This is a genomic window from Streptomyces sp. NBC_00878, from assembly GCF_026341515.1.
Lineage (GTDB): Bacteria > Actinomycetota > Actinomycetes > Streptomycetales > Streptomycetaceae > Streptomyces.
Window position 1 is genome coordinate 9,811,228 of the sequence record NZ_JAPEOK010000001.1, and the last position, 16,094, is coordinate 9,827,321.

The window sequence follows — 16,094 nt, forward strand, 5'->3', positions numbered from 1 at the left end:
CGTGGCACCGAGAGGGGACCGCAGTGGCAGACGGCGACGGACGGCGACGACGGGCCTACATCGGCTCCTTCACGGCGGCAGGGGGCCTCGGTGTCCTCACCGCGGCCGTGGACGACGAGAGCGGCGCCCTGACGCTGCTGAGTGCCGTGAACAGCGTCGCCGACCCCTCGTATCTCGCTCTGTCGCCCGCCGGGGACATGCTCTACGCGGTGAGCGAGACGGCCGACGGCGCGATCGCCGCGTACCGGCTGAAGGGCGACGAGCCGTCCCTGGTGGGCCCGTTGGTGCCGGTCGGCGGCAGCGGACCCACCCATCTGAGCCTCTTCGACGGGCACGTCCTGACGGCCAACTACGGCTCCGGCAGCGTCAGCGCCGTGCCGATCCGCCACGACGGGAGCCTCGCCACCGCCTCCGGTGTGCTGCGGCACCAGGGATCGGGTCCGCACGGGCAGCGCCAGCAGGGCCCGCATGCCCACCACGTGCAGCCCGACCCGAGCCGCCGGTGGGCCGTGAGCGTCGACCTCGGAACCGACTCGGTACGGGTGTGCGCGCTGCGGAACGGGACGCTCGCCTTGCACCGCGAGATCGCGCTGCGGCCCGGCTCGGGGCCCCGCCACCTGGCGTTCCACCCGGACGGCCGGCGCGCGTACGTCCTCAACGAGCTCACGCCGACCGTCACTGCGTGCCACTGGGACGCCGCCGAGGGGGCGCTCCGGCCCGTCGGGGAGACGTCCGTGCTGCCGGACCTCCCCGACGGTGACGCCTATCCGTCCGGCATCGTCGTGTCGCCCGACGGCCGCTTCGTATGGACCGCCACGCGCGGCCAGGACGTCCTCTCGGTGCTCACGCCCGGCGGGCCCGCGGAAGGGCTCCGGCTGGTCGCCACGGTGCCGTGCGGGGGCACCTGGCCACGCGCGCTCGCCCTCGACCCGACCGGGCGCTTCCTGTACGTGGCGAACGAGCGCTCGGGAAACGTCACATGGTTCGAGGTGGACCCGGACACGGGCGTGCCGCGGCGGGGCGGTTCGGTCAAGGCACCCGCGGCGTCCTGCGTGGTGCTCGACTAGGACGCCTGGGGCATGAGGCCTGGGGGAGAACGCCGAAACCCCGAAACCCCGAACGGGCCCGGCCAATCCCGAAAAGCCCGCCAACCCCGAAGGGCCCGGCTCCGGACAGCGGAGCGGGCCCTTCGGGGGTCGTGCGTGTGCGACTGCCGTCCGCGTCAGCGGACCGGCGCGCCCTGCTGCTGCGGCGGCGCGATGCCCAGCGCCGACGTGTACTTCGCGAGCGCCAGCTTGCCGATCGCCGGGTACGGGCCGAGCGCCTCGGCGGCGGAGCAGCCCGCCTCCTTCGCCGCGGCGTCGAGCAGACCCGCGTCGAGCTCGGGGCCGATCAGGTACGGAGCGAGTGCCAGCTGCTGAGAGCCCGAGGTGCGCAGCTGCTCGGCGGTGGCCGCGATCGCGCCGTCCTCGTCGAGCGCCGCCGCCATCACGGGCACGGCGAGTCTCGCGGCGAGCAGCATGCCGGTGATCCCGGCCGCCTGTACGGCCTCGTCGCCGCCCACGGACGCCAGGATGATGCCGTCCGCGGCCGTCGCCACGGTGAACAGCCGGGCGCGGTCGGCGCGCGCCAGACCCGCCTCGGACAGGCGCACGTGCAGCGCCTCGGCGAGCAGCGGGTGCGGGCCGAGCACATCGGTCAGCTCGGCCGCCACACGGCTGTCCATGACGGCCTGGCGGACCCGGCGCAGCAGCGCGCCGTCAGGTCCGGCGAGCAGCGGTACGACGACGGCGACCGGGCCGTCGGGCTCCACCGCGTCCACACCGGCCGCGCGGGCCTGCTCGAAGCGCGCGACACGCTCCTCGGCGGCGTGCGCGAGTACGGACTGGAGCGTGGGGAACTCCGAGTCGTCCCCGTCGAGGTACCCGATCCGGCCGTCGAGGCCGGGCAGCTCGGAGCGCGCGATGCTCACGACCTCCTCGGCGAGGCTGCGGGTGGCGGCGCTGGGCGTGCCCGGCACCGCGAGGACGAGCGCGGGCGCGCCCTCGGGAGCCGCCAACGGTTCCGGTCGGCGGTGCCGGCCGGGCTGGCGGGGTCGCGGCATTCGTACTGGCAGGCCGGACGCGGGCCCAGTGGGGGAGCTCATGGCGCCGAATGTTACTGGTTTCCTGGGCTCCCCTGTTCGGGGAGGGTGCAGGTGAGCGGTATCCGTCCGGTTTTGTCTGATGAGTTACGTACGGATTGATCTCACTGCTTATCTGCTTGATCTCGCTGGTTGTCTGCGGATCGGGTCGAGTGGTCCGTCGAGGGATCCGTCGAGCGGGTGTCCGCGGAAGTGGAACCCGGGGCGGAAGTGGAACCTGGGGCGTCTGTCACGACGTACAGCATGCTGTCGTCGCGCGGCAGGGTCAGCCGGTCGTCGGCCACGTCGACGGCGATGCGTACGGCACCGTCGAGAGGATCGCCCGCGGCCGGAACCTGCCGGGCGTACGGCAGCCGCTCCGTCAACGCGGCCCGCAACGGTACGAGGAGGGGGGCGCCGATCTTGAACAGCCCACCGGTGAGGGCGACCTGGACCTCTCCGGGCGCTTCCTCCGGGCACACCGCGGTGGCCGAGTCGGCGATGTGCCGGGCCGCGGCGGCCAGGATGTCCGCCGCCACCGGGTCGTCGTCGGCGCAGGCGGCCACCTCGGGCGCGAAGGACGCCAGCACGGCGGGCCGGTCCGGGCGCGGGTAGAGCTGTCCAGGCCACGTCGAGGTCGAGCCGAACACCGCCTCGGCGCGTGTCAGGAGCGCGGCCGAGCCGCCGGGCCGCCCATCGTCGGCGCGCAACGCGGCCTCAAGTCCGGCCCGCCCGATCCAGGCGCCGCTGCCGCAGTCGCCGAGCAGATGACCCCAGCCGTCCGCTCTGCGCCAGCACTTCAGGTCCGTACCGACCGCGATCATCCCGGTGCCGGCCGCGACGACCGCGCCCACCCGCTGCCCCAGCGCGCCCGTGTACGCCGTGACGGCGTCGGCGACCAGGGCGAGCCTGCGTACACCGAGCTCGCGGGCCAGTGCCGACGGCAGCTCGGCGCGCAGCGAGTCACCCAGAGTGGTGAGTCCGGCGGCGCCGATCGCGACCGCCCGGAGCCTGTCGACCGCGGTCTCTGCCGTCAACCTCCGGGCCATCGGCACCAGTTGTTCGAGGAGATGCCCGGCGTCGATGCCGCGCGGACCGGTGCGCACCGGCTCCCGCGAGGCCAGCGGAGCCGTGACCCGGCCGCCGTCGACGGCCAGCACGACACGCAGCCCCGACCCCCCGGAATCCACACCCAGGACGCCCGACGCCTCCGACACTGGATGCAACGGGCTCCCCTTCCTTCCCGGTGACCGGCTGTGCGACGACCGGCTGTGCGACGACCGGCTGTGCGACGACCCGCTGTGCGACGACCCGCCGTGCGCTGACCGGCTGTGCGATCTGCCGACCGGCTCGGTGACTCTCGATGAGGAGGAAGAGTAGCGCCGACGGAGGCGTCCGCGTGTGAGGTGATTCTGTGTTTGTACGGGGACCAGTTGTGTGCCAGTAGGGTGATCCGCTGTGGCACCACGACCCTTGCATGAACTTGTTGAAGCAGGCTGGGCGAAGGCTCTTGAACCTGCGGCCGAACGTATCGCCGCGATGGGGGACTTCCTCCGGGCCGAGATAGCGGCCGGCCGGACCTACCTTCCGTCCGGCGCGAATGTCCTGCGGGCCTTCCAGCAGCCCCTCGATGACGTTCGTGTCCTGATCGTCGGTCAGGATCCCTATCCCACACCGGGGATGGCCATCGGTTTGAGCTTCGCGGTGGCGCCCGAGGTGCGTTCGCTGCCGGGCAGTCTGGAGAACATCTACCGGGAACTGCATACGGACCTGGGACTGCCCAGGCCGTCGAACGGTGATCTGACGCCGTGGACGCAGCAGGGCGTCCTGCTGCTCAACAGGGCGTTGACGACGGCCCCGCGCAAGCCGGCCGCGCACCGCGGCAAGGGGTGGGAAGAGGTCACCGAGCAGGCGATCCGGGCGCTGGTGGCCCGCGGTACGCCGCTGGTGTCCATCCTGTGGGGCCGCGATGCTCGCAATCTGCGCCCGCTCCTCGGGGATTTTCCCGCGATCGAGTCGTCGCACCCGTCTCCGATGTCGGCGGACCGCGGCTTCTTCGGTTCGCGTCCGTTCAGCAGGGCCAACGAACTGCTCGTCAAGCAGGGCGCCCAGCCGGTCGACTGGCGCCTGCCGTAGGCCCGGTCTGGACGAGCCAGGCCAACGGGTCGGCGCGTCAGAGCGACGCGCCGATCATCAGGGCGAGGTCGATGAGACGGTTCGAGTAACCCCACTCGTTGTCGTACCAGCCGACGACCTTGACCTGGCCTTCGGTCACGCGGGTGAGTTCGGCGTCGAAGACGCAGGAGGCCGGGTCGTTGACGATGTCGCTGCTGACGAGCGGCGCCTCGGTGTACGACAGCAGACCCTTGTACGGTCCGGCCGCGGCCGCCGCGTATGCCTCCTTCACCTCCTGCACCGTGGTGCTCCGGCTCGGAGTGATCGTCAGGTCGGTGACGGAGCCGGTGGGTACGGGCACCCGCAGGGCGAACGCGTCCAGGCGGCCGGCCAGTTCTGGCAGCACCAGGCCGATGGCCTTGGCGGCTCCGCTGGAGGTCGGCACGATATTGAGGCCCGCGGCACGCGCGCGGCGCAGGTCCTTGTGGGGGGCGTCCTGGAGGTTCTGGTCCTGGGTGTAGGCGTGAACGGTGGTCATCATGCCCGCCTCGATGCCCACGGCTTCGTGCAGCACCTTGGCCAGCACAGCCAGGCAGTTGGTGGTGCAGGAGGCATTGGAGATGATCGTGTGGCGCTCCGGGGCGTACGCGTCCTCGTTGACACCCAGCACGATCGTGATGTCCATGCGAACCGCACGCCCACGCCGGGCGCGGGCCAAAAGATCGATAAGAAGCTTACATAAATCTGCGATATATTTCCAGGGTGACTTCTACTCGGCGCGGCAGCGAACAGGGCGACTTGGACGTTGGCGACTTCACCAGGGCAATCGAGAACTTCAACCGCTACTACATCCGGCTTCCCACGGTGCAGAAGCTGTCGTTCACGACACTGTCCGTGCTGGACACACTGGCCTTCAGCGGTCCGAAGCGGCTGACCGCACTCGCCGGTACCGAACAGATCAGCCAGCCGGGACTCACTCAGCTGGTCACCCGGCTCGAGCGCGACGGACTCGTGGAACGCCGCCCCGACCCGACGGACGGACGCGCCGTGCTCGTCCACATCACCGAGAGCGGTCGGAAGATCTGCCAGTCCCGACACGACGACCGGGGCCGTCACCTGCTTCCGCTGATCACCCAACTGACACCTGCGGAGCGACAGGCGATCGCCGCGGCCCTCCCCGCCCTGTCCCGCCTTGTGGAACTCGGGGCCGAAGCCGAACGGTAGGGCGTGTCCACGCCTCCCGAGCCCGCCGCTCGCCGCCGGGCGGAGGCAACGGCCGCGGTGGCCATCACCCCCAGGGGGCGTACGTGCGGTGACAGCGGCGGGTGTTGGGGCGGGGGAGGGCGGCCCGGCTCGGTGCGGGCGCTCAATCGATCACCGCGGCCCGTACGCAGAGGACGTCCGGCAGATGGGATGCCAGCTGCTGCCAGCTGTCCCCGTCGTCGGCCGACGCGAACACCTCGCCGTTCCGGTTGCCGAAGTACACGCCCGCCGGGTCCGCGCCGTCCGTGCACAGGGCGTCGCGCAGCACCGTGCCGTAGTGGTCCTCCCGCGGCAGCCCCGCCGAGAGCGGCTCCCAGCTCTTGCCCGCGTCCGCCGTACGGAAGACACGACATCGGTGGTCCGCGGGCACGCGGTCCGAGTCGGCGTTGATGGGAAAGACGTACGCCGTGTCACCGCGATGCGGATGGGCGGCCGCGGCGAAGCCGAACGTGGACGGCAGGCCCTCGCCGATGTCCGTCCAGTGCGCCCCGGCGTCGTCGCTGCGGTAGACGCCCCAGTGGTTCTGCAGATACAGGCGGTCCGGTGCCGTCGGGTCCTGCGCGATCTTGTGCACGCACTGGCCGAACTCCGGGTTCGGATCCGGCAGGAACACCGCCGAGACACCGGAGTTGGACGGCTCCCAGCTCTCCCCGCCGTCCTTTGTCCGGAAAACACCGGCCGTGGAGACTGCCACCGTCACCGCGCGTGGGTCGCGCGCGTCCGTGAGGACGGTGTGCAGGCCCTCTCCGCCGCCGCCGGGCACCCATTGCGAGCGGGTCGGGTGCTCCCAGAGGGGACGGACGAGCTCGAAGGACTCGCCGCGGTCCGTCGAGCGGTACAGCGCCGCCGGTTCCGTGCCCGCGTACACCACGTCCGGCTCGGCCGCCGCCGGGTGCAGCTGCCACACGCGCTCCAGCGAAGCCCCGGTGTCCTTGGGGAACTTGACGGCTGCCTTGGCCGGCTCCGTCCAGGTGCGGCCCAGGTCGTCGGAGTGGAACACGGACGGGCCCCAGTGCGCGCTGTCGCCGCCGACGAGGAGCCGCGGCACGTCACCACGGGTGTCGATCGCGATCGAATAGACCGCTTGAGCGTTGAAATACGGACTGTCGTCGAACGCCCAGGAGCTGCCGCGTCGCCGCCCGATGAACAGTCCCTTGCGTGTGCCTACCGTGAGCAGTACCTCGGCCATTCCGGCCACCTCCGGACGTCGTTGTCTCAGGTCCCGGCCAGTCTGCACCCTGGCACTGACAGTCTCCCCTGGCCGTTTCATCGGTGCAGGTCAGAGCGTTTTCTGGGAGGTGACGGAGATGTGGGACAGGTCTCCTGAGCAACAGCGCGGCGGTTCCCGTATGGAAAGGCAACGGGTGTGCTGGTGATTCGGGTGTGCTGGTGACGAGGAGGGCCCGCGATGGCGGCATTACGAGGTCCGAGGGCATTGCTGTGGCGTTGGTGGCCCAATCCGCTGCGGCGCCGCGGCGACAAAGTGGAGGCCTGGACCGTGCTCGCCACCTGGCTGCTCATCCTGCTCGCCGGGCTGGCCGCGGGTCTGGCGGTCGCGCGGTCGGTCGAGCACGGCCTTGCCAGGGAGCGCGCCGAGTGGCGCCCCGTACGCGCACTGCTCACCGAGCGCGCGCCCGGCACCAGAGCGGCCGGCGCGGAGCGGGTGTGGGCGAAGGTCCGCTGGACCGTGTCCGACGGTTCGGCCCACGAGGGGCAGGTCCGGGTCGAACCCGGCAGCCCGGCCGGCAGCCCGGTCACCGTGTGGACCGACCCCGACGGCCTGCTCGTCACCAGGCCTGCGACGGAGGCCCAGGCCGGTCTGCGGGCGGCGGTGATCGGCATTCTGGTCGGAGTGAGCGCCGCGGCCGTGCCCTTCGCGGGCGGGCGGGTGGTCCGCGGGCGCCTGGAGCGGCGGCGGATGGACGAGTGGGACACGGAGTGGGAGCGGGTCGACCCCCAGTGGGGGTGGAAGACCGGCTGAGGACGGACGGACCGTGGTGGGCGCCATGACCACCGCGGTCTTCCCTGTCCACCGTGGTCTCCCGGGTCTACCGCGGTCTCCCGCGACCGCCGCGCTCTCCCCGCGCCGCGTCCACCGCGGGGAAGCCTGGCTGCGCTGGCAGTCGACGGACCGCACGGTCGTCGTGGACCCGCCCGCCTACCTCTCCACCGTGACGACCCGCCTGGCGATCAACGTCGCCCAGTCCGCGCGCGTGCGCCGCGAGACGTACGTGGGTCCGTGGCTTCCCGAACCGGTGGACACGAGCGCCGACCCGCAGGTGGGGGCCGAACGGGGCGAGGCGGTCGAGCTCGCGGTGCTCCTCCTCCTGGAGAAGCTGACGCCGACGGAACGGGCGGCCTACGTCCTCCGCGAGGCGTTCGACTACCCGTATGAGCAGATCGCGGCCATCCTCGAAACGGGCCAGGCCAACGCCCGTCAGCTGGTCAGCCGGGCGCGCAGGCGCCTGGCCGCCGAGCGGCGGGAGCCGGTGGACGCGGATGAGCACCGGCGGCTGTTCGAGGTGTTCCTGACGGCGGCACGGTCCGGCTGCCCTCCTCGCTCCTCCAGCCGCTCGCGTCCGACGACGTGGTCGCGGCGGTCGCCCTGGCCGCCGTGGCGGCTCCGCTGAACGGCACCACGGAGGTGGCGGGCCCCGAGGAACTCCATCTCGACGAGTTCGTCCGCACGGGTCTGGCGGCCGACAAGGACCCGCGCGAGGTCGTCACCGACGAGTCCGTCGGCTACTTCGGCGCGCACGTCCAGGGACGCGAGCTCCTCCCCGGCCCCGACGCCCACATCGCCGGGACCCGCTTCACGGACTGGCTCGACCGCCAGAAGTAGGCCCGGAGCAGGCCCCGGACGTAGGTCGGGGTCAGAGGCAGGCCCGGTCAGACCGAACGGTGGTACTGGTCCGGCACGTGCACGTCGCCCCCGAGTTCGCGGGCCGCGTGCCGGGCCCACGAGGGGTTGCGCAGCAGCTCCCGGCCCAGCAGAACGGCGTCCGCCTCGCCGTTGGCGACGATCTTCTCCGCCTGCTCGGCATCGGTGATGAGACCGACGGCGGCGACGGCCATGGACGTCTCTTCCTTGACGCGCGTGGCGAAGGGAACCTGGTAGCCGGGCCCGACGGGGATGCGTACGCCGGACGCGTTGCCGCCCGTGGAGACGTCGAGCAGGTCCACGCCGTGGGCGGTCAGTTGGGCGGCGAAGCGGACCGTGTCGTCGGCCGTCCAGCCGTTGTCCCCCAGTTCCTCCAGCCAGTCGGTGGCCGAGATGCGGAAGAACAGCGGCTTGTCGTCGGGCCACACCTCGCGCACGGCGTCCACGACTTCGAGGGCGAAGCGCATGCGGTTCTCGTACGAGCCGCCGTACGCGTCCGTGCGCCGGTTGGAGTGCGGGGAGAGGAACTCACCGATCAGGTAGCCGTGCGCGCCATGGATCTCGACGATCTCGAAGCCGGCGTCCAGCGCCCGGCCTGCGGCGTCGGCGAACTGACCGACGATCTCCTTGATCCCGTCCACCGTCAGCTCGGTCGGCACGGGGTGGTTCTCGTCGAAGGCGACCGGGCTCGGCCCGAGCGGCTGCCAGCCGTACGCGTCCGGGCCGACCGGGGCACCGCCCTTCCAGGGCCGGTCGGTCGAGGCCTTGCGGCCGCTGTGCCCGAGCTGGACCGCGGGAACCGTTCCCTGGGACACCAGGAACCGCGTGATCCGCCGGAACGCCTCGACCTGGGTGTCGTTCCAGATGCCCAGGTCGTACGGCGAGATCCGCCCCTCGGGGCTGACCGCGGTGGCCTCGACGACGATCAGGCCCGTCCCGCCTGCGGCACGCGCCCCGTAGTGCGCGAAGTGCCAGTCGTTGGGGGCGCCCGTCCCGGGGCCCTCCGGCGCCGCCGAGTACTGGCACATCGGCGGCATCCAGACCCGGTTCGGGACGGTCAGTTCGCGCAAGGTGTAGGGCTCGAAGAGCGAGCTCACGGCGGACTCCAATACGTGACGGTTCGAGACGGGGCCGGGTGGCGACTCGTACGATAGGCATCGTAGTACGGGAGATGTCAAACTACGAGACCTCTCGTACAATGAGGTTCTCCGGATGCCTCCGGACCCGACGGACTGGAGCCGCCGTGACGACCGTCGCCCCCGCCAGCAGCAGCCGTGACCTCCCGCATCCCGACCGTGCGGAGATCCGTCTGGAGGCCGTGCTGCACGCGCTGTCCGATCCGATGCGGCTGCTGATCGTGCGAGAGCTCGCCGCCGACGGCGACGAGCTCTCCTGTTCGCACTTCGATCTGCCCGTCACCAAGTCCACGACCACGCACCACTTCCGGGTGCTGCGCGAGGCGGGCGTGATCCGGCAGATCTATCGGGGCACCGCCAAGATGAACGGGCTGCGGCGGGATGACCTAGACGACCTCTTCCCGGGACTTCTCGACAGTGTCCTCGCCGCCATCGCCCGGCAGGCCGTCCGCCTCGGCGGAAGCTGAACTTCCCTTCGAGGGAAGGTGGTTGAAGAGCAGGTTCAGCGCGATCGCGGTGAGACAGCCCGCGCTGATACCGCTGTTCATCACCGTCTGGAACCAGTCGGGGAACTTCTCGTACACCGTCGGCACGCCGACCGGCAGCATGCCCACGGCGACCGAAACGGCCACGACCGTCAGGTTGTTGTTGCCCTTGAAGTCCACCTGTGCGAGCGTCCGCAGCCCGCTCGCGGCGACCGTGCCGAACATGACCAGACCCGCGCCGCCGAGCACCGGAGCCGGTATGGCGGCGACCACCGCGCCGAGCTTGGGCAGCAGGCCGAGCAGGACGAGGATGCCGCCGGCGGTGGCGACGACCCAGCGGCTGCGGACCCGGGTCATGCCGACGAGGCCCACGTTCTGCGCGTACGCCGTGTACGGGAAGGTGTTGAAGACACCGCCGAGGACGGTGGACAGGCCGTCCGCGCGCAGGCCGTCGGCGAGTGGGCGGGGCTCGATCCGCCGGTCGGTCATCTCGCCGACCGCGATGAAGTCGCCGGTCGTCTCCGTCATCGTCACCAGCGCCACTACCAGCATCGACGCGATCGCCGACGCCTCGAACGTCGGAGCGCCGAAGTGGAACGGAGTACTGATGCCGAGCCAGTCCGCGTCCCCGACCCCGTCGAAGTCCGTGAAGCCGAACGGTACGGCGACCGCGAGTCCCACCACGATGCCGAGCAGCACCGCGATCCGGCTCAGGAAGACCGGCGCGAACCGCTGCACGGCGAGCACGACCGCGAGGACGAAGGCCGCGAGCGCCAGGTTCTTCGGTTCGCCGAAGTCCGGCGAACCCACCCCGCCCGCCGCCCAGTTGCCCGCCACCGGCAGCAGCGAGAGCCCGATGATCAGGATCACCGTGCCCGTGACGAGCGGCGGGAAGAACCGCAGCAGCTTCCCGAAGACCGGGGCCAGCAGGATGATCGCGAGCCCGGCGACGATGACCGAGCCGTAGATCGCGGGCAGTCCGCCGCCGCCCGTACCGATCAGCACCATCGGCGACACGGCCGCGAAGGTGCAGCCCTGCATGATCGGCAACCGCACGCCGAAGCGCCAGAAGCCGACGCACTGGATGAGCGTCGCGATGCCGCACAGCAGCAGGTCTGCGGTGATCAGGTACGCCATGTCCACCGGCGACAGCTTCATCGCGCTGCCGACGATCAGCGGGACCGCGACGGCGCCCGCGTACATCGCGAGCACGTGCTGCAGGCCGAAGGCCGCGAGGTGGCGGATGGGTGGGACTTCGTCCACGGGGTGCACTTGACGTGCGGGGGTGGGGGTCGGGGTTGCCATGGGCACTCCAGGAGCGGCGGGGAGCGGGATTGCACGTGACCGTACGTGGCTTGAACAGTTTGTTGATTTCTGGTCTGTTGCCGCCAGGTGTCATGCCCCTTGGGGCATGATCCACTCCCCTGGGAGGGCCCCGGAAGGGTCGTACGTCGACTGCGGGCCGTCATGGGCTGATCGCGCCCACGATGGGGGTCCCCCCGCTCGAGCGAAGCCGAGAGTGGGGGAGGAGCCGCACATGTCACAGCCCCGCGCCCCTCAAGGGGCGCCGATTGTCCGGGCCGCTTCCATCAGTGAGGGCCAGTCGGGGAGTTTGACCACGTGCCTGCCCAGTGAGGCGCCGAGTGTTGCCTCCGCCCGTTCTATTGCCTGCCAGCCATCCCACTCCACCGGGTGCAGGCCCTCCGCCCTCAGTGCGGTGAGTGGGTCGGGCGGCACCTCGCGCTGCGCGAGAGCGGACGCGTCCTCCAGGAGGGAGGCGACCGTTTCCTTCGCGCAGGGGCGGTTGGTGCCGATGACGCCCGTCGGGCCGCGCTTGATCCAGCCGGCCACGTACTCGCCGGGGGAGACCGAGCCGTCGCGGAGGACGCGGCCCGCGAGGTGCGGCACGGTGCCGTGACCCTCGTCGAAGGGCAGGCCGTCCAGCGGAACGCCGCGGTAGCCGACCGAGCGCAGGACCAACTGGGCCTCGATGTCCTCGTATTCACCCGTGCCCGTCACGCCGCCCTGGCCGTCCGGGAGCGTCCGTTCGAAGCGGACGGCGCCCACGCGCCCTGCGTCCGGGAGCAGTTCGACCGGACGGAGGAAGAAGCGGAGCCGGATCCGTCGGGAGCCGGCGGGCGGTGGCCGCTCGGCCCAGCCGCGCAGCACTTCGACGTTGCGGCGCTGGGCGGCGGGTAGCGCGGAGGGGTCGGCGTACGCCGGATCGAGCGCCAACTCCGCAGGATCCACGACCACTTGGGTGTCCGGCAGGGCGCCCAGTTCGCGCAGTTCCTTCGTGGTGAAGCGGGCCTGTGACGGGCCGCGTCGGCCCACCATCTGGATCTCCCGCACCCGGCTGTCGGCCAGTGCCGCGAGCGCCGCCTGGGGCATGTCGGTGGGGCTCAGCTCCGCGGCGCCGCGGGCCAGTATCCGGGTCACGTCCACCGCCACGTTGCCGACGCCGATGACGACCGCCGCCCGCACGCCGACCACGAAGCCGGCGGACACGGAGTCCGGATGCGCGCTGTACCAGGACACGAACTCGGTCGCCGACCAGCTGCCCGGCAGTTCCTCGCCGGGGACCCCGAGATGCCGGTCGGTGGCGGCGCCCACGCAGTACACGACCGCGTGGTACAGCTCCCGCAGCCGGGCGGCCGGCAGCCCGTCCGGGCCGACCCGGACACCGCCGAGGAACCGGACCCGCTCGTGCTCCAGGACCGTACGCAGATTGTTCTGCAGAGACTTGATCTTCTCGTGGTCGGGTGCCACGCCGTAGCGCACCAGGCCGTACGGGCACGGCAGCCGGTCCAGGACGTCGACCCTGATGTCCGGTACCCGGCTCTGCTGGACGAGACCCTGCGCGGTGTACACCCCACTCGGCCCCGAGCCGACGACGGCGACCTGCAGCACGGCTGAGCCCCTTCCCCGAGGAGAACGAGGAGATCGCTGGTGGTTCCAGCATCGCACCGCGCGGCGCCCTCGGGGAGAGGAGCGGCGCGCTCGGGGAGAGGGAGGGCATGGTGCTGCGCCGACGGGGTGCCCCGCCAGGTGCGTATGCGTGCCCATTCGCAGTGAATGTGATCATGCGGTTACGTTGCGTATGTGCTGGAAGTATCCTTTCTTGACCTTTTGGATCGACACTGGTCGGAACCTGTCGTTTCCGTGTGGCCCGCGTGGGAAGTGCGGGAGCGCGAGCAGGACTGTGAGCAGGGCAGCAGTGAGCCGGGCCGCGACACCGCCACCACGTGGTGCAACGTCCGGCTGTCCTTCGATGACGGCGCCCAGGTCGACGTCCTCGCGGTGGTGTGTGACGGATGTGTCTCCGTCGAGGAGGTACGTGCCCGGCCCGCGCTCTCGCTCGATGACCTGGCTGTTCTTCCGGACTGGATCGAGGGCCCGCTCCTGGAGGCGTGCGGGGGCGTGCCGGAACCCGTGGGCGCCGCGCCCGTCGACGGGGCGCCGGAGAAGCGGCACGCACGCCCCGCCCGGCCGCGCGGCATCGAGGGCCGGCGCTTCGTCGCCGGAGAGTATCTGGCGGCTCAGAGGGCGGGCCGGGACGCGGTGCTCGCGGTGATGTCCGCGACCGGACACAGCCGTCGGCGTGCGCTCAGGCTGATCGCCGGAGCGCGGGACGCGGGTCTGCTGACGCCGCGCCACGTCCGCCGCTGACCGGTGTCCATGGCTGACAGCTTCGGCTGCCGTCAGGGTGTCGGGTGCCGTCAGGACATCGGCTGTCGTCAGGACATGTCGCGCATCCGGTTGATCTCGGCGGTCTGCTGGGCGATCACGTCGTCGGCCATCTCCTCGATCAGCAGGTTGTTGCCCTGGGCCTTCACGTCCGTGGCCATGGTGACGGCCCCGTCGTGATGGGTGATCATCAGCTTCAGGAAGAGCTCGTCGAACGCCTCGCCCCGCGCCGCGCGCAACTTCTTCAGCTGCGCCTCCGTCGCCATGCCCGGCATTGCCTCGTGGTCGTGGGACTCGGTCTTCCCGGCACCGCCATGGGTCTTCAGCCAGCTCCGCATGACGTCGATCTCGGGCCGCTGTGCGGCCGCGATCCGGTCGGCCAGCCGCTTCACCTGGGTCGACCCGGCGTTCTTCGGGGCGAGATCCGTCATCTCCAGCGCCTGCGTGTGGTGCTCGACCATCATGCGCGCGTAGGCGCGGTCGGCCGAGTTGGGGGAGTCGTCCTCGGCCCGGTGTTTCGCGGCCTCTTCGGCGGAGAGCGTCTGGGCGGCCTCGCCCGGCTTGCCGGGGGCGATCACCGAAGGCCCCGTACCCGCCGCGGACTTGGACGGGCTCTCGTCGTCCGAACCGGTGCAGCCCCCTAGCGCGAGGACCGCGGCGGATGCCGCGATCATGACGCGGAACTGGGACGTACGGCCAAAGAGCACAGCGACCTCCTGAGTCACCCGGGACAGCAGACACCTCGTGAGTGTTGATGACCGTCCTAGCACGCTTCCGAACGTGGTTGATCAAAAACATTCATTACGAATGCGTTGACGCCTGTTGATCTGTGCATGATGAAGACGATACTTCGGAGGAACCTGAACCGTTCAACTGCGAACGGCTACAAGGGAGGATGCAGTGACCCTGTTGAACATCCACCGAACGCGGCGCAGACGCTTGGGAGTTGCCGCCACCGCGGCGGGCCTCCTGGCCGCCCTGCTCACGGCCGGTCCGGCGGTCGCGACCCCAGACCCCGGGGACTCACCGGCCACGCCGGAGAAGGTCTCGAAGAGTCAGGCGGCCGAGGCCAGAGCCGCGGTAGCGAACGGCGAGATACCCGGGAAGGACGAGATCGTCACCTCGGAGAACATCGAGCACCTCGCCAACATCCCCAAGGACACGCTGCCGGGCACCAATTCGGACCTGGCCTTCCAGGGCAAGTACGCGTTCGCCGGCAACTACGACGGCTTCCGCATCTTCGACATCAGCAACCCGAAGGCCCCGAAGACGGTCTCTCAGGTCCTCTGCCCGGGCTCGCAGAACGACATCTCCGTCTCCGGAGACCTGCTCTTCCTCTCCACCGACTCCTCGCGCAGTGACAACTCCTGCAACAGCACCACGCAGCCCACGACCGAGAAGTCCTCCTGGGAGGGCATGAAGGTCTTCGACATCAGCGACAAGAAGAACCCGAAGTACGTCGCCGCCGTCGAGACCGCCTGCGGCTCGCACACCCACACGCTGGTGCCGGAGCGCAAGAACGTCTACGTCTACGTCTCCTCGTACTCGCCCAACGCCGCCTTCCCCGACTGCCAGCCGCCGCACGACGGCATCTCGGTCATCAAGGTGCCGCGCAAGGCCCCGGAGAAGGCCAAGGTCGTCGGCTTCCCCGTGCTCTTCTCCGGTGAGGGACCGGACGGCGGCGGCAACCCGGGCGGGCCCACCAACCCGGGTGTCTCCAAGACCACCGGCTGCCACGACATCACCGTGCTGCCCTCCAAGGACCTCGCGGCGGGCGCCTGCATGGGTGACGGCATCCTGTTCTCCATCAAGGACCCGGAGAACCCGAAGGTCATCGACCAGGTCCAGGACAACGTGAACTTCGCGTTCTGGCACTCGGCGAGCTTCAACCAGAAGGCCAACAAGGTCGTCTTCACCGACGAGTTGGGCGGCGGCGGCGCGGCCACCTGCAACGCGGTCATCGGTCCGAACCGTGGCGCCGACGGCATCTACGACATCGTTGGCAAGGGCGACAAGCGCAAGCTCGTCTTCAAGAGCTACTACAAGATTCCGCGTCACCAGGCGGACACCGAGAACTGCGTGGCCCACAACGGCTCGCTGATCCCGGTCAAGGGCAAGGACATCATGGTCCAGGCCTGGTACCAGGGCGGCGTCTCCGTCTGGGACTTCACCGACTCCTCGAAGCCCAAGGAGATCGCCTACTTCGAGCGCGGTCCGCTGAGCACCGACACGCTCATCGGGGGCGGTTCGTGGTCGGCGTACTACTACAACGGCTACATCTACTCGAACGACCTGGTGAAGGGCTTCGACGTCCTGAAGATCAGCGACCGTCGTACGGACCCGGCGAAGAAGGTGCGTCTGCGTGAGCTGAACGTCCAGACGCAGCCGGACTACTTCGACTGACC

Annotated in this window: 15 protein-coding genes and 2 pseudogenes; 9 read left to right on the forward strand and 8 right to left on the reverse strand. The window is 70.5% G+C overall.

The window, feature by feature from the left end:
• Positions 1 to 23: 23 nt before the first annotated feature.
• Positions 24 to 1,067 carry a lactonase family protein gene (locus OHA11_RS42700; protein ID WP_266506224.1) on the forward strand — a complete coding sequence of 348 codons (1,044 nt, stop codon included), beginning with the start codon at positions 24 to 26 and terminating at the stop codon, positions 1,065 to 1,067.
• A 155-nt stretch (positions 1,068 to 1,222) separates the two neighbouring features.
• On the opposite strand, the gene OHA11_RS42705 is transcribed toward OHA11_RS42700, so the two are convergent.
• A complete protein-coding gene (locus tag OHA11_RS42705; RefSeq protein WP_266506226.1) occupies positions 1,223 to 2,146 on the reverse strand; it encodes a sirohydrochlorin chelatase in 924 nt (307 codons plus the stop codon).
• A 101-nt stretch (positions 2,147 to 2,247) separates the two neighbouring features.
• The gene (locus OHA11_RS42710) at positions 2,248 to 3,339 is read right to left on the reverse strand and encodes an N-acetylglucosamine kinase (protein ID WP_266507820.1); all 1,092 of its coding nucleotides are present in this window, start codon (positions 3,337 to 3,339) and stop codon (positions 2,248 to 2,250) included.
• A 241-nt stretch (positions 3,340 to 3,580) separates the two neighbouring features.
• Between OHA11_RS42710 and OHA11_RS42715 the strand changes: the two genes are divergently transcribed.
• Complete coding sequence (locus tag OHA11_RS42715; RefSeq protein WP_266506228.1) at positions 3,581 to 4,258, forward strand: uracil-DNA glycosylase; 678 nt, start codon at positions 3,581 to 3,583, stop codon at positions 4,256 to 4,258.
• A 37-nt stretch (positions 4,259 to 4,295) separates the two neighbouring features.
• On the opposite strand, the pseudogene OHA11_RS42720 reads toward OHA11_RS42715, so the two are convergent.
• Positions 4,296 to 4,919, reverse strand: a pseudogene (locus OHA11_RS42720) (type I glyceraldehyde-3-phosphate dehydrogenase); the annotation flags it as partial.
• An 80-nt stretch (positions 4,920 to 4,999) separates the two neighbouring features.
• Here OHA11_RS42720 and OHA11_RS42725 point away from each other — a divergent pair.
• Positions 5,000 to 5,461 carry a MarR family winged helix-turn-helix transcriptional regulator gene (locus tag OHA11_RS42725; RefSeq protein ID WP_266506229.1) on the forward strand — a complete coding sequence of 154 codons (462 nt, stop codon included), beginning with the start codon at positions 5,000 to 5,002 and terminating at the stop codon, positions 5,459 to 5,461.
• Positions 5,462 to 5,603: 142 nt separating this feature from the next.
• Here the strand turns inward: OHA11_RS42725 and OHA11_RS42730 are convergent, their stop codons facing one another.
• Positions 5,604 to 6,689, reverse strand: coding sequence for a sialidase family protein (locus tag OHA11_RS42730; protein WP_266506231.1), 1,086 nt, complete (start codon positions 6,687 to 6,689; stop codon positions 5,604 to 5,606).
• A gap of 219 nt (positions 6,690 to 6,908) precedes the next feature.
• On the opposite strand from OHA11_RS42730, the gene OHA11_RS42735 reads away from it, so the two are divergent.
• From OHA11_RS42735 to OHA11_RS42745, 3 genes and pseudogenes are all read left to right on the forward strand, one after another.
• Entirely contained in the window at positions 6,909 to 7,481 is a 573-nt protein-coding gene (locus OHA11_RS42735; protein ID WP_266506233.1) for a hypothetical protein, read from the forward strand.
• A 130-nt stretch (positions 7,482 to 7,611) separates the two neighbouring features.
• Positions 7,612 to 8,096: pseudogene (locus OHA11_RS42740) on the forward strand (sigma factor-like helix-turn-helix DNA-binding protein); the annotation flags it as partial.
• A gap of 18 nt (positions 8,097 to 8,114) precedes the next feature.
• Positions 8,115 to 8,342 carry a hypothetical protein gene (locus OHA11_RS42745; RefSeq protein ID WP_266507907.1) on the forward strand — a complete coding sequence of 76 codons (228 nt, stop codon included), beginning with the start codon at positions 8,115 to 8,117 and terminating at the stop codon, positions 8,340 to 8,342.
• A 47-nt stretch (positions 8,343 to 8,389) separates the two neighbouring features.
• Here the strand turns inward: OHA11_RS42745 and OHA11_RS42750 are convergent, their stop codons facing one another.
• Complete coding sequence (locus OHA11_RS42750; protein ID WP_266506235.1) at positions 8,390 to 9,478, reverse strand: NADH:flavin oxidoreductase/NADH oxidase; 1,089 nt, start codon at positions 9,476 to 9,478, stop codon at positions 8,390 to 8,392.
• Between the two features lie 101 nt (positions 9,479 to 9,579).
• On the opposite strand from OHA11_RS42750, the gene OHA11_RS42755 reads away from it, so the two are divergent.
• Positions 9,580 to 9,984 carry a helix-turn-helix transcriptional regulator gene (locus OHA11_RS42755; protein WP_266506236.1) on the forward strand — a complete coding sequence of 135 codons (405 nt, stop codon included), beginning with the start codon at positions 9,580 to 9,582 and terminating at the stop codon, positions 9,982 to 9,984.
• Here OHA11_RS42755 and OHA11_RS42760 read toward each other — a convergent pair.
• Together OHA11_RS42760 and OHA11_RS42765 are read right to left on the reverse strand one after the other, a co-directional pair.
• A complete protein-coding gene (locus OHA11_RS42760; RefSeq protein WP_266506238.1) occupies positions 9,904 to 11,307 on the reverse strand; it encodes a nucleobase:cation symporter-2 family protein in 1,404 nt (467 codons plus the stop codon). The two genes, OHA11_RS42755 and OHA11_RS42760, sit on opposite strands and share 81 nt — an antisense overlap.
• 252 nt (positions 11,308 to 11,559) lie before the next feature.
• Positions 11,560 to 12,912 carry an FAD-dependent oxidoreductase gene (locus OHA11_RS42765; RefSeq protein ID WP_266506240.1) on the reverse strand — a complete coding sequence of 451 codons (1,353 nt, stop codon included), beginning with the start codon at positions 12,910 to 12,912 and terminating at the stop codon, positions 11,560 to 11,562.
• 252 nt (positions 12,913 to 13,164) lie between these two features.
• On the opposite strand from OHA11_RS42765, the gene OHA11_RS42770 reads away from it, so the two are divergent.
• Positions 13,165 to 13,671, forward strand: a complete 507-nt coding sequence (locus OHA11_RS42770; RefSeq protein ID WP_266506242.1) for a DUF6214 family protein — start codon at positions 13,165 to 13,167, stop codon at positions 13,669 to 13,671.
• Positions 13,672 to 13,739: 68 nt separating this feature from the next.
• Here the strand turns inward: OHA11_RS42770 and OHA11_RS42775 are convergent, their stop codons facing one another.
• The gene (locus OHA11_RS42775; protein WP_266507822.1) at positions 13,740 to 14,363 is read right to left on the reverse strand and encodes a DUF305 domain-containing protein; all 624 of its coding nucleotides are present in this window, start codon (positions 14,361 to 14,363) and stop codon (positions 13,740 to 13,742) included.
• Positions 14,364 to 14,589: 226 nt separating this feature from the next.
• Here OHA11_RS42775 and OHA11_RS42780 point away from each other — a divergent pair, with 226 nt between their 5' ends.
• Complete coding sequence (locus tag OHA11_RS42780; RefSeq protein ID WP_266506244.1) at positions 14,590 to 16,092, forward strand: LVIVD repeat-containing protein; 1,503 nt, start codon at positions 14,590 to 14,592, stop codon at positions 16,090 to 16,092.
• Positions 16,093 to 16,094 lie beyond the last annotated feature (2 nt).

Coding starts and splice junctions, on each gene's coding strand:
- OHA11_RS42705 (WP_266506226.1), bottom strand. CDS start 2,146: ATGAGCTCCCCCACTGGGCCCGCGTCCGGCCTGCCAGTACGAATGCCG.
- OHA11_RS42730 (WP_266506231.1), bottom strand. CDS start 6,689: ATGGCCGAGGTACTGCTCACGGTAGGCACACGCAAGGGACTGTTCATC.
- OHA11_RS42735 (WP_266506233.1), top strand. CDS start 6,909: ATGGCGGCATTACGAGGTCCGAGGGCATTGCTGTGGCGTTGGTGGCCC.
- OHA11_RS42755 (WP_266506236.1), top strand. CDS start 9,580: ATGAGGTTCTCCGGATGCCTCCGGACCCGACGGACTGGAGCCGCCGTG.
- OHA11_RS42760 (WP_266506238.1), bottom strand. CDS start 11,307: ATGGCAACCCCGACCCCCACCCCCGCACGTCAAGTGCACCCCGTGGAC.
- OHA11_RS42775 (WP_266507822.1), bottom strand. CDS start 14,363: ATGATCGCGGCATCCGCCGCGGTCCTCGCGCTAGGGGGCTGCACCGGT.